Raw genomic sequence first — 13405 nt, forward strand, 5'->3', positions numbered from 1 at the left:
TTATATTGGTAAAGCTAGGACTTATTTCTCTTTAATCATAGCTCTTTTAGAATTTTTACTACCTCGATAACGCCGCAATGCAGTTCATTTACTTTATTTAAGGTTTCAGCAGTAAGTTTTCCAGTTGAAGCTTCTTCTTCAATAATTGTGGCACAATTACTCAAGTCTTCCAGCATAAAAATGTCCAAACTGGATTTCATATTATGCGCCAGTTTTTTTACTGTATCGTGATCTTCTATTTTAAATGCCTCTTCTAACTCAGCAGTCTGACTTGGAATTTTATCAATAAAAAGATGGATCATTTCCTTTTTAAAATCATCATCCCCACAAGACATTTCATCAATAAAAGACATATCTATAATCCTTTTTGGTGTAACGTCAAAATCAGGATCCATAACTGTTTTGATCGCTTTTAAAAGAATGGCTTGCTTAAATGGTTTGGGCACATAAGCATTCATCCCTGATTTATAACAACGCTCCTGCTCTCCCACCAACGAATGTGCTGTCATAGCAATAATTGGAATCTTTGAATCCATTTCGTTACGAATGTATTCTGTGGTCTGATAACCATCTTTTACAGGCATTTGAAGATCCATTAGAATCAGGTCATAATGGTTTTGCGATAAAAGTTCGATACCTTCTTCACCGTTATGAGCAATATCCAGATCAAAACCAAAATTAGTAATCACACTTTTGGCTAATTTCTGATTTAATGCATTGTCTTCACAAAGTAATATCTTAAGCTGACCTAAACTATTTTTAGTCATAAGTTTAGGAGCTGCTTCTGTTTGATCCGTCTTTCTATATTTTAGAATAAAGAAAAATTCAGAACCACGATTTGGTGTGCTTTTTACGTGAATTTCACCATTTTGAAGTTCTACTAACTGTTTTACAATATTAAGTCCCAATCCAGTACCTCCGTAAGTTCGGGTGGTGCTTTCTTCGCCTTGGGTAAAACGTTCAAAAATAGTAGTCAGTTTGTCTTTGTTGATTCCTATACCGGTATCTTTTACAGAAAATTTAAGGGTATAGTCATCTTCTGTTTCTTCTATTTTTTTTACTGAGAAAGTCACTTCGCCTTCATTTGTAAATTTCAAGGAATTTCCAACCAAATTAACCAAAATCTGATTTAACCTTCCTTGGTCTCCAATCACATTATCTGGCATTTCGGCATCTAAAAAGAGGTTAAACTCAACATCTTTTTGGACTTTTACTTTTAATAAATTATAAACGTGCTTTAAGGTCTTTTTTAAATTGAATGGTTCAGAATCAATAGCTAAATTTCCTGATTCTATTTTAGAAAGATCCAAAATATCATTTACAATCAAAAGCAGATTTTCTCCTGCAATCTGAACACTTTCTATAAAATCGCGTTGTACCTCATCTAATTCTGTTTGTGCCAAAAGATCGGTAAAACCAATTATCGAATTTAAAGGTGTTCTAATTTCGTGACTCATATTGGCCAAGAAAGTATCTCTTGCCAAAACTGCTTTTTCTGCAATTTTTTTCTGAGCATCTAATTGAATATTTTTTGTTCCAATTTCTAATTGCGCCATTACGTGTTTCGCCACAATTGAAAGTGCATTTCTCTGATTCTCATTTAATTCTTTAACAACATGATCAACAGCGCACAATGTTCCAATATTATAGCCGTCGGGAGTTGTAAGCGGTACACCAGCATAAAATCTAACATTAAATCCGCCCGTAACATTCGGATCGTCTTTAAGTCTTTCGTTTAAATGTGTATCGTTTATCTCAACAATTGTAGTGTCTAAAATGGTATAATTACAAAATGAAATTTCACGTGGTACTTCTGGAACTCCCACTCCAATTTCAGATTTAAACCATTGTCTGGTTTCATCTATAAAAGAAATATGTGCAATGGGAACACCGCAGATATAAGATACTAATTTTGTAGCATCGTCAAAAGCATCATCTGGAAGTGTATCAAGTATATTATAACGTTTTAAAGCTGCTAAACGTTGTAGTTCGTTGTCTGGAATTGGGTAATCTTTACTCATTTTTTTTATAGTAGGAAAAGCGTACAAAGGTAAATCAATTTAGACTAAAAGCCTTGTTTTGCAATGAGTTTATTGCAAAATTATGCCTTTAACGAATGAAGTATTACAGTTTGGACTGTTAATTTTTATTTCATTACAATTTTTTTCCATGACATTACAAAATTGGACTATGCCTATTGGGTACCTCTTAATTTTGTCCTAAAATTGCCCCGATTTTATAAACTAATCTCTTTGAAAAGGAAGTTTTTCTTACTTCAAAAACTCTTTTCAAAAGGGAGAAAATAAAAAAATATAATGAAAAATTTAAGAAACAGTATTTTTTACATTGGGGTTATCGGAGGATTTTCCATTTTGATGTATTGGATTATTCAAATGGGAGTAAAACTTGAAACAGGCCGAAATCTAAAAATCCCTACCTCAGATAAAACACAATGGAGTGAATTTCTTGACTCTCTTATCAAAAATCTGCACCATCCTTTAGCACTTTTACTAGCACAAATCGTTACCATCATTTTTGTTGCCCGTATTTTTGGATGGATCTGTATTAAAATAAAACAACCTGCTGTTATTGGAGAAATGATTGCCGGAATCGTGATGGGACCATCGTTAATCGGAATGTATCTTCCTGAGTTTTCAGCTGTATTATTTCCTACAGAATCACTTGGAAATCTTCAGTTCTTAAGCCAAATTGGTTTGATTCTTTTTATGTATATCGTGGGAATGGAAATCGATATGAAGATTTTAAGAAACAAAGCCCACGATGCCGTTGTAATTAGTCATGCCAGTATCATCATTCCGTTTGTTTTAGGAATGGGATTAGCGTATTTTATATATGATGAGTTTGCCCCTGCAGATGTACAGTTTACATCATTTGGCTTGTTTGCCGGAATCGCTATGAGTATCACTGCTTTTCCGGTACTTGCCCGAATTGTGCAGGAACGCGGTATTCATAAAACAAGATTAGGAACGATTGTAATTACATGTGCTGCAGCCGACGATATCACGGCTTGGTGTATTTTGGCCGTTGTAATTGCGATTGTAAAAGCAGGTTCTTTTGGAAGTGCTTTATACACTGTTCTTTTAGCATTAGGATATGTTTTCTTAATGATTAAAGTAGTTCGTCCGTTCTTGAAAAGAATTGGAGATTTGTACGCAACAAGCGAAAAATTAAGCAAACCTATTGTTGCTATCTTTTTCTTAACACTTGTCGTTTCTTCTTACTTAACAGAAATTATCGGAATCCACGCTTTATTTGGAGCTTTTATTGCTGGAGCGATTATGCCAGAAAATATCAGATTTAGAAATCTGTTTATCGAAAAAGTAGAAGACGTTGCACTTGTACTTTTATTACCCTTGTTCTTCGTATTTACTGGTTTAAGAACACAAATCGGTTTATTAAACGAACCATACTTATGGAAAATTGCCGGATTGATCTTTATTGTAGCCGTAGTGGGTAAATTTGTCAGCAGTACACTTGCTGCTAAATTTGTGGGCCAAAACTGGAAAGACAGTTTATCTATCGGAGCATTAATGAATACTAGAGGTTTAACTGAACTAGTTGCCTTAAATATTGGATACGATTTAGGAGTTTTAAGTCCAGAATTGTTCTCTATGTTTGTAATTATGGCACTTGCGACTACTTTTATGACAGGGCCAACTTTAGATTTTATAAACTGGATATTTAAATCGAGTAAAGAAGAAACTGAAGAAGATACTGCTTTAAAAAATAAATACAGAATCTTATTGTCTTTTGATCGTCCGGAATCTGGGAAAGCTTTATTGAAAGTTGCAGACGGACTTACGAATAAAAGAGCCGAAAGTTCTGAAATTACAGCGATGCATTTTCTTCCTACTGAAGAATTACATCATTATAATACAGATGTTTATGAAACAGAAAAATTTAAAGATGTAATTGAGGAGTCTTTAGTTTTAAACCGAAACATCACTACAATGTTTAAGGCTTCTGCCGATATTGATAACGAAATTGTAAATGTTGCCAACAAAAGTAAACACGACTTATTACTAGTTGGTGTTGGACAATCTATTTACGAAGGAAGTTTGTTAGGACGTGTTTTAGGTTTCACAACACGTATCATTAATCCTGAAAAAATACTTAACACTGTGACTGGTAGAGAAAACATTTTAGAATCGGCTCCTTTTGATGATGGAACACGCCAAATTATTGCAAAATCACAAATTCCTGTTGGTATTTTAATCGATAAAGACCTAACGGATATTGCTTCTATTTTTATTCCTCTTTACAATTTAAAAGATTGGGATTTAATTCAAAGTTATGTTCAGAAATTTGTTCAGAATATTGATGCACGAATTTTTATTTTGGATGTTGAAGGAAAAATTACCGCAGATCTTGATACCAAAGAAAAAATCAGACTGATGGAACAAGCAGCACCAAATCAGCTTATATTAAGAAAAGAACAATCCATTGAAAAAGATTTTCTGGATCAGCAGGATCTTATGCTTATTTCAATCGATGGTTGGAAACATCTTATGGATACAAAAAGTTCATGGTTAGCCAATATTCCATCAACTTTAATTATATCTGAAGATAAAAAATAGTTTGTTTTAGATTTATAAAGAAAAAGCGCCTTCTTGTTTAAAGAGGCGCTTTTTTGATTTATAATTGAACCTTAGAAAATCACAATGTAATAATACTTTTCAATTCTAATGTTGTTGTTCCTGGCGGAATTACTTTTGGAGATTTTGCTAATTTTTCTGCTAAAAACGCTGTAGTTATAGGTTTCAAGTTTTTAAAAAGTCCAATTGCATTTAAAATTTTAATCACTCCAACAGAGATTTTTTCACCAACACGATCTGTATTTTGACGAATTAAAGGTCCAGGTCTGAAAATAATATATTGAGGAAAATCTAGCTTTTCTATGTTTTCCTCCAGTTCGCCTTTCATTTTAGAATAAAAAACACTGCTTTTGGATGAAGCTCCGTAAGAAGAAACCAAAACGAGAGAATTGACTTTGTTCGTTTTAGCAATGGCTGAAAATTGGGCAGGAATATCAAAATCAATTTCCCATTGCTTTTCTTTTGAACCCGCATCTTTTAAGGTTGTTCCGATACAAGAAAAAAGAACATCTCCCGTAATTAATTCCTGAAAAGCATTTACATCTGAAAAATCAATAACATGTTCGGTCAATTTAGGATGAGATTTTCCAAAAGGGCGCCTCACAAAAACAGAAACTGAAGTATAGTCTTTATCTTCTAAAAGTTGATCAACCAACTCTTTTCCTGTAGCTCCAGTTGCGCCAATTATCAGTGCTTTCATAATTAAATTGTTTTAAAAGTAAATATACTCATCTTTAAGCAAAAACCCCTTTACAAAATTTGCAAAGGGGTTTTAGTATTTTAATTGATTCTTTTTACTGAAAGTTTATCCAAACAGAAATAAGCTGCTGTATTCATTCCGTAAATAGGATCTGAATCTGTTGAAGCCATTTGAAAAACTAAATATTGAACGTTTCCTAAAGACTGAAGTTTAGTTGCTGCAACACTTACCCATCCTGTTGGCATCACTAAAGACGATCCTGTGTAATCTGCCAAAGTTTGTGTTACTGGAGCTGTAATTGTTCCACTAGCATCAACACCGTAAATCAACAATTCAAAATGATCTCCCGAAGCAAATGGTTGTGCAAATCCGTCTCCGTAAAGGCAACCGTAATAAGGCCATGGATGCATGTTGATTTTTAAACCTTCCACTTTATACGATCCAATATTTCCAATTTTAATCCAGTTTGAAAAACCTGATTCTGAGAAAGTAGTTCCTTCTGGCGCTACAGGATCTAAATAACTAGACCAATACGCCACAATATAAGGATCTCCCGCTGTTCCAGGTGTTCCCGGCACAGTAGTAGTTGAAGTTCCAAAACCGCTTCCTGCCATTGTTCCCCACTGATGAGCCACCCATCCGTCTGATCCTCCTGCTCCGTTGCCAGAACCGTAATTGGTAATATCATTTACATTTGAAACAATAAATCCGTCCCAATAGTTGTAACCTGCAGAAGTTCCTGTGTGCGAAAATGTAAAAATATCTACATTTAAATTGGTGTTCGAAACATAGGTGTTTTCCCAATACTTCCCTCCTGTTGTGGTAATACCACTGCTTAACAAAGCACTCGTTAAGTTAAGTGTTGTCGTTGTTCCGATTGCAGGATCTGCAACGGCAGTTCTAGCTGTTTTTGCTGAAGTATTTAGTACTGAGACAGCACTTTCATTGCTTAAAACATCATCTTCACTATTACAGGATGAAAATCCTAACATTAGACCTAAGGTCAAAAAATAAACTGCTTTTTTCATATTATAAAATTTAGGGATTAAATTCAGTTCTTATTTATTTGGAAAATTGATATCTGAAACTTGTTCAAAAACAGCGGTCACCAAATCACCTGATCCTACTGCAGTAAATGTTGGCACATATACTTTTACAAAATCAATTCCTGGCAAATGCACTTTTTTTCCATCTTTATCTACTGCCCAACTAATATCAATTGACGGATCTTTTATACCGCCGTATCCCCAATCAAAGGTTCCAATATTAAAAGTTGTACCAGCACCGTCACTTATATCTTTTGTTGGTATAAATATTTTTGTTCCTTTTAAAGTATACGTGTCGCCTTGCCATTCTGGATAATAGTTAACTCTTCTACGGGTAAGTGTTTTTGTAATTTTACCAGATCCGTTTTTATTATCTGTCCATGAAAGATATGCGGTATCATACTGCCAAGGTAATGCTCCCGTTACAGGGATTGCACTTGGATTAGGCTTACTATAAGTTACTTCGTAATTTTTTATTGTAGTCGATTTGTTGTATTCGCTTCCGGCAATTTCATACCATTCATTTTCATCTGCTTTTCCGTTTTTATTCGCATCATATGCAACTGCAATACTTACAGGAGAAAACTTTATTGTTGTACTTCCAGCTGCCATTTGTACGGTAAAATCACGTTTTCCGTAAACATTAACAACCGTATGATCAAAAGCAGTTACAATATATCCTCCAAAAGTTCCCAAAGCAACAGAACCTTCCTCTTTTATGCTTTGCTGAGCGGCCTCAAAAGCTTCTGCTCTCGTACTGTAATTATCTATATTAAACCCAGGCGCAGGTAAAAAATCAATTAGTGTTAAAGCTTTTGCTGTGTAGGTTTTTCCGGTTTCAGAAACAGTTACTTTTGTCGAAGCTTGTTTCTCAATTTTATCTACTTTTACCTTAAGATCTACTACATAATCTGCTGCTTTTGGCGTAATAAATAGTAACGTTTTTGTATCACCAATAATAGAATCTTTTGCAACACCATCTTTGCCCGTTACTTTAACCGACCATTGATACGTTTCTGTTTTTCCGTTGGCATTTTCGATAGCTACTTCTGGAGTAATTTCTACAGCATTATATTGCTGTACAGCGAACTCTGAAGCTAATTTTACAGTAATTACAGGATCTTTAACTGGTTCTATAACTTCTTCTTGTTTAGAATCGTCATTACTACACGCATAAAAAGCAACTAAACCAATTAGAACTAAACTATATTTTAAATACTTTTTCATGGTTTTATTTGTTTGCTTTTTTTAAGTTGTACTTTTTTAATATATGAAGATCTCCTGCTCCTGCGAAAACAGTTGCCATTGAAGATTGTTGCTGGCAAAGTCCCATTGGTTCGCTCACGCAGTTGACTACTTTTATAAAATCGATTCCTGGAAGATTGGCTTTGTTTCCGTTTTTATCTACCGCCCAATCAATATCGATATCTGGATTTATAGCATTGGCATATCCCCATTCTGGAGGAGTCGAATACCAAAGCGTTGTTTGTCCCGCACGAGCCGTTTTAAAATCTACATCTAATTTTAAGCCTTCATAACTTACTGTAGTCTGCGCTGCCCATAATGGATAAAATTCTTTTTTACCTCTTGGTCTTGGCAGATAATATTTATCTTCTTTACTGTTTTCACAATAAACATGTTCATAATCTGTCCAAAGCGCACTTGAAGTTACCAAAGGTTCACCCACCGCCTTTTTCTTATAAGTAACTTTAAAATTCTTGATCGTTGTTGATTTAGAATGCTGACTTCCCGCTATTTCGTACCATTCGTCTGCATCTGGTTTTCCGTTTTTGTTTTTGTCATAAGCCACAAAAATTAATCCTGGTGCTGGCGGATTTCCTTTTGCACCTGTCGGATTGGTTACATCTCCTCCGTAAATTCTAAAATCACTTGTTCCTGCAACATTCACGACAGTGTGATCAAAACCAACCACAATTGATCCTCCAAAACCACCTAAGTCTACTAAATAACCAATATTGGTTTCGTTGATTCTTCCTAAAGCTGTTTTCATTACATCTTCTTTAGAATTTCCATCTTTATAAAGATCATTGGCAAACATTCCTGGAGCTGGATCAAAATCAAAAATGCGTGTGATATACGGATTGAAATTTGTTGCTTCATTCGTTACATTCACAATCGTATTTTTACTTCCTTTTTTATTGTCTGCCGTTACATTCAATGTAAATTCATATGAACCCGCGTAAATAGCTGTAAATCTTAAATCTTTTGTAGTACCAACAATCGAATCGGTTACTTGATTTACTGGATTTTTAGTCATAATCCATTCGTATTTTGCAGTCGCACCAGCATCTGAAGCTGTAATATCTAAAACCGTAAAAGTCGGTGTTTCATACTTTTCTTGAAGCGTAATGTCGATTACATTCGCATTTTCGTCTTTGTCGTCACTGCTGCATCCGATAAAGGCGAATGCAAAAGCTAGTGCTAAAATTCGGGTAACGTTTTTTTTCATAAATTGGATATAATAAATTGATTTGATACTAGTTAAATTTTATCTCGTTGGAATATTTTCTCCCAAAAGATGCAAGTCCGTTGCGCCCATGATTTCTGTTGAAGTTTCTCCGAGCCATCCTGCTTGCTGATTTAGTCCATTGTAAACTTTTACAAAATCTATTGCCGGAAGATTTACCTTGTTTCCTTTACTGTCAATTGCCCAATCAATATCAATTGCAGAATCGTTGTCATTGTTTGGAGCATTATCAGCATAACCGTACAAAAAAGCGTATTGAACAAAATAACTTCCGTTACCACTTTCATCTACAGCATTGTCTGGTAATCTCGTTCCCTTAAAAGTGATACTTGCTTGATCTTTTTGCCATTTAGGCCAATATTCCAAAGAATGATTGTAGGCATTATTCTGTACCAGATAACCATCTTTTCCTTGATTATCTTTCCAATAAATGTATTCCATATCTGTAAAAACAACCGTTCCTGTTCCACCTCCTGAAACTGGTGTTTTATTAGGATCTGGTCTGTAATACGTAATCTCATAATTGTGAATCGTCTTTTCCATTTTGTGGCCACCGCCTTCAATTTCATACCATTCGTCATCTGGAAGTCCGTTTTTATTTTTGTCGTAAGACACCATAATTACACCTGCTTCACTACTTCCGCCTCTCAATTCAGCACTCGGATTCGGATTAGCATCGGCCCAAAAAGCATTTCCTAAAACCCTAAAATCACGTCTGCCTTTGATATTAACAATACTGTGGTCAAAACCAAAAACGACATAACCACCAAATGCGCCAAGTGAAATAAGATCTCCGTTTTTCTTTGCCAAATAAGAATTAGCTCTCGTCAATATTCTATCGGCCGAATCACCATCATTGGCCACAGGAAGATCATTTACAAATTGTCCCGGTGCAGGCTGAAATTCAAACACTTTAGAGATGTAACTTTTTAATTCTTTGGCTTCAGTACTTACTACAATTGTCACTTTTTGAGTTGTTGTGTTTCCTTTGTCCGAAATAGTAACTTTAAATTGATACGTTCCTTCTGCCGTTGCTGCAAATAAGGCTTCTTTGGAAGTGATATTCACTAAGGAATAATTTTCTGAAGAAACATTTTCAATTTCCCAGTTGTAAACTGCATCAGCACTTGCAGTTGTTTTCGGACTTAAAGTAACAATGGCAAAACGAGTCGATTTAAATTCGTTTACCGCTGTTTCTCCTCTGCCTGATTCCGAATTATCATTATCTCCACCTGAACAATTTGCAAGTGTTATAACTGCAAAAGCCAATAGTATTATTCGACAATACTTTAAAAATTGTTGTTTCATATTTCTATTTTTTGGTTATAAAAGCAATGTGTGCCGGAATATTTCCCGCTGTAGTTTTCCATTTTAATTTTCCATCAGGCGTAAAACAATAGATGTAACCTGTTACAACATAATTTTGAGCATCGGTGATGTAGATTTCTTTCGTTTCAGGATTTACTTGAAGTCCATACGGAATCATTATTTTCTTATCCGTTCCATCAGTAATAATTTGGTCGCTGATTATCTTTTTGGTTTTAGTATCCAAAATTCCATACGTGATCTTGTTGCTGTTCGTGACATAACTCCAAGAAACACTGTAGTAATAAAGCAAATCATCAACCAGACACATTCCTAAAGCTGGAATATCGAGTTGCATTTTCTTTTCGTCGGTTTTGGTATCAATCACAAAAAGATTCGATGGCGTGTTATAATAATCGCCTCTTGAACTCACATAAATATCGCCTCGACTGTCAATTTTCATACTGTACAAATTGATTCCGACGTCTATTTTTTTGATTTCCGTGAAGGTTTCTAAATCAATGACTGAAACAGTTCGATCGTAATTTGGAACTCGATAACCGCCAGAGTTTGCTACATACAATTTTCCGTTATGTACCACCATTTGTTCCGGCTGATATCCAACAGTTACTTTTCTTTTTATTTCTAAAGAAGTCGTATCGATTTCTGCAACAAAACCAATTTCAGCATTTGGATCAATCGCCACTGGTCCTGCATAAGAGCTTACATAGGCTTTGTCTTTGTAAAAAGTTACATAACGGCAATTTGGAATATCGATTTTCTTGATGCGTTTTGCCGTCCATTTTTCTAAAACTTCCACTTTATTGGAAACATTAATTACCGCATAAACCTTATCGCCATAAATTTGAATATCGTTTCCAACATCGCCCAATTCTTTTACAACTGACGGATTTCGTTCGGAGTACACATCGGTTGTATAATTTCCTGTCCGGTAATTAAAAACGTCTATACTCGCTCGGTTCATTCCCATATTTCCTTCGTTGAGCAGATAGAAACCTTCAATTTTTCCATCACTTCTAGGAGCAGCAACTTGAACATCCGAAGAAAGAAATATCGTTTCCTCTTCTCGGCAGGAAACCAGAGAAATGGCAATGAAAACGCCGACTATTATTTTTATAAAACTCTTTTTCATAACTCAAAACTGATTATAAATTTGAATGTTCTCCCTGGCATCGGATAATTGTAAATCACTTCATATTGCTGATTAAAAGCATTATTGACTTCAACCGTTGCATTCAATTTGTAGGTTTTGAATGCAAACGCTTTTTGAACCGCCAAATCATGCGTATACCAAGGTTGTACTTCGTTTACTTTAATATTATTGACATTTCCGTTGTAGCGTTTTCCAACGTATATAAAGCTGTAATTGAAATTCCAAGATTCATAACCCGCGTTTAAAATTCCAGAGCCACTATGCCAAGGTGTGTACGGAATCTGATCGCCGTAAGAAGACATTTGCAAACCTGCAACCTTTGTAAAATCCTGACTTTGAGAATACGTATAAGTCAAATTTGCATTTAGAATTAATTTATCGTAATGCGTTCCTGCAGTAAGAACCGTTTCAATTCCTTTTCCTTTTACCTGTCCGATATTGGTCATCATCCAGCGGAACAAATTTCCTGTTGGCGCTGCTACAATTTTGTCTTTCGTATTGGTATAATAGGCATCTGCCTGAATAGAAAATTTGTCGAAAAAACTTTCCCTTACGGGGAAATTATACGTAAAACCAACATCGTATTGGTTCATATATTCTGGTCGTAAAGTGCTTGAACCAACCATGGTATAATACAAATCGTTAAAAGTTGGCATTCTAAAAATTCGTTTAGCAAAAGCTCTTAAATTGAAATCGTATTTTTTAAAGGGAGTATAACCAAGAAATAAAGCGGGGGTAATTTCGGTTTTATTAGGTGCTTTAGCATTGTACTTTACTTCTTCAATCACACGAGTTGCCAGCACATTTCCTAAAACTTTAAAACCTTCATAATGATAAGAGGTTGCCAAAGAAACCAAAGCCGTATAACGCTGTGGAAAAGAAAACTGCGTCTGAATTCCTCTTCTTGTAGCATTTAATTTATTGTATTGAAAATCGGTTGAAAGCGAAATATCCCAAGTAGGTAAAATGCTGTACATATTCACTGCCGAAAAATAAGTTTCCTGCTGAAAATAACTATCGTCCGATTGCGCGCCTTCGGTTACGGTTTCGCCTAAAACACTGGTGGTATCTCTAGCGATATAATGGGTATAATCGTAAGCGAATTTGCCTCTTAGTTGAAATTTGTACTTTTCAGAAACATCTTTCGTCAAAAAAGCCTGTCCGAAGAAATTCTTGTCAAACTGCCTGAAGCCGTCGCGGAACTTATTTTCTACAATTGCACCTGGCGCACCTCTTTCAGAATCGTAATAATAGATTTTTGCATCCCAAGTTCCTTTATTTATTTTACCGTAGACACCGGATTCAAATCGGAAAGCTTCAATATCACTATTCCATCTTGTGGCTGTCGTATCATAAGCAGTTGTTCCGTCTAGATTTTTTCTTTTGTATCTGAATTTATACTGACCATTTGAGTTGATATATTCTGAACTTACACTCATGCTTACTTTGTCGCTCAGTTTTTGTTCCCATCTAAAAGAAGGATCATGATAATTGATCGACATGGTTTTGTAACGAAGAAGTAAATTCGTCTTTTTACTACCCAGAAAAACAGGACGTTTTGTTTTTAAGTAAATGGCTGAAGCCGAAGCAAAATCTTTAGCCGATTGAAATATTTCGCTTTTCTGACCATTGTACATCGTAAGCGATTCCATATCGTCAAGCGAATATTTTCCAAGATCCGTAACTCCGTTTTGCGCATTACCAAGTTGGATTCCGTCATAGAAAACCCCAACATGATGCGTTCCCATGTTTCGAACATCAACTGTTTTAAGTCCGCCAAAACCGCCATAATCTTTAATTTGAGTTCCAGCAAAATAACGAAGTGCATCTGCCACATTGTGACTTGCCAGTTTTTCGAGCAGAACGCCCGAAAGACTTTGTACAGGAATAACCTCCTGATAGGGTTTTCCTTTTAAAACAACTTCTTTTAAAACCCGCGAACTATCAGTTACAGCTTGGGAATAAAGCCAAAAAGGAAAAATTAAAATAAAAACGGTTAAAAGAGTCTTTTTCAAAATCACACACCACTAATTAAAAAATAACTTAAGTGATGTCGTAATTATATAAACGTAGAAT

The 13405-nt window shown here is 35.1% G+C and carries 9 protein-coding genes; 1 reads left to right on the plus strand and 8 read right to left on the minus strand.

The window, feature by feature from the left end:
* Positions 1-35: 35 nt before the first annotated feature.
* On the minus strand, positions 36-2021 hold the full coding sequence (locus tag NQQ59_RS03300) for a GAF domain-containing hybrid sensor histidine kinase/response regulator (protein ID WP_144213589.1): 1986 nt from the start codon (positions 2019-2021) through the stop codon (positions 36-38).
* Between the two features lie 294 nt (positions 2022-2315).
* Here NQQ59_RS03300 and NQQ59_RS03305 point away from each other — a divergent pair, with 294 nt between their 5' ends.
* Entirely contained in the window at positions 2316-4598 is a 2283-nt protein-coding gene (locus NQQ59_RS03305; RefSeq protein WP_144213591.1) for a cation:proton antiporter, read from the plus strand.
* A gap of 79 nt (positions 4599-4677) precedes the next feature.
* Here NQQ59_RS03305 and NQQ59_RS03310 read toward each other — a convergent pair whose 3' ends face one another.
* From NQQ59_RS03310 to NQQ59_RS03340, 7 genes are all read right to left on the minus strand, one after another.
* Positions 4678-5316: an NAD(P)H-binding protein gene (locus tag NQQ59_RS03310; RefSeq protein WP_144213593.1), complete on the minus strand. Its 639-nt coding sequence runs from the start codon at positions 5314-5316 to the stop codon at positions 4678-4680.
* An 80-nt stretch (positions 5317-5396) separates the two neighbouring features.
* Positions 5397-6344, minus strand: coding sequence for a DUF4465 domain-containing protein (locus tag NQQ59_RS03315; protein ID WP_144213595.1), 948 nt, complete (start codon positions 6342-6344; stop codon positions 5397-5399).
* Between the two features lie 30 nt (positions 6345-6374).
* A complete protein-coding gene (locus NQQ59_RS03320) occupies positions 6375-7589 on the minus strand; it encodes a hypothetical protein (RefSeq protein WP_144213597.1) in 1215 nt (404 codons plus the stop codon).
* A 4-nt stretch (positions 7590-7593) separates the two neighbouring features.
* Positions 7594-8832 (minus strand): PKD domain-containing protein, encoded by a 1239-nt coding sequence (locus NQQ59_RS03325; RefSeq protein WP_144213599.1) that lies wholly within the window; start codon positions 8830-8832, stop codon positions 7594-7596.
* Between the two features lie 39 nt (positions 8833-8871).
* Positions 8872-10158, minus strand: coding sequence for a cell surface protein (locus tag NQQ59_RS03330; RefSeq protein WP_144213601.1), 1287 nt, complete (start codon positions 10156-10158; stop codon positions 8872-8874).
* Between the two features lie 4 nt (positions 10159-10162).
* Positions 10163-11308, minus strand: a complete 1146-nt coding sequence (locus NQQ59_RS03335) for a DUF5074 domain-containing protein (protein WP_144213603.1) — start codon at positions 11306-11308, stop codon at positions 10163-10165.
* On the minus strand, positions 11305-13344 hold the full coding sequence (locus NQQ59_RS03340) for a TonB-dependent receptor (RefSeq protein ID WP_257698128.1): 2040 nt from the start codon (positions 13342-13344) through the stop codon (positions 11305-11307). The genes NQQ59_RS03335 and NQQ59_RS03340 overlap by 4 nt, the downstream gene beginning before the upstream one ends.
* Positions 13345-13405: the final 61 nt, after the last annotated feature.

Source organism: Flavobacterium panacis, assembly GCF_024649945.1.
Lineage (GTDB): Bacteria > Bacteroidota > Bacteroidia > Flavobacteriales > Flavobacteriaceae > Flavobacterium > Flavobacterium panacis.

Bases quoted from the DNA above. Each gene is read 5' to 3' on its own strand.
- NQQ59_RS03330 (WP_144213601.1), bottom strand. From the start codon at position 10,158: ATGAAACAACAATTTTTAAAGTATTGTCGAATAATACTATTGGCTTTT.
- NQQ59_RS03335 (WP_144213603.1), bottom strand. From the start codon at position 11,308: ATGAAAAAGAGTTTTATAAAAATAATAGTCGGCGTTTTCATTGCCATT.
- NQQ59_RS03320 (WP_144213597.1), bottom strand. From the start codon at position 7,589: ATGAAAAAGTATTTAAAATATAGTTTAGTTCTAATTGGTTTAGTTGCT.
- NQQ59_RS03300 (WP_144213589.1), bottom strand. From the start codon at position 2,021: ATGAGTAAAGATTACCCAATTCCAGACAACGAACTACAACGTTTAGCA.
- NQQ59_RS03315 (WP_144213595.1), bottom strand. From the start codon at position 6,344: ATGAAAAAAGCAGTTTATTTTTTGACCTTAGGTCTAATGTTAGGATTT.
- NQQ59_RS03310 (WP_144213593.1), bottom strand. From the start codon at position 5,316: ATGAAAGCACTGATAATTGGCGCAACTGGAGCTACAGGAAAAGAGTTG.
- NQQ59_RS03305 (WP_144213591.1), top strand. From the start codon at position 2,316: ATGAAAAATTTAAGAAACAGTATTTTTTACATTGGGGTTATCGGAGGA.
- NQQ59_RS03325 (WP_144213599.1), bottom strand. From the start codon at position 8,832: ATGAAAAAAAACGTTACCCGAATTTTAGCACTAGCTTTTGCATTCGCC.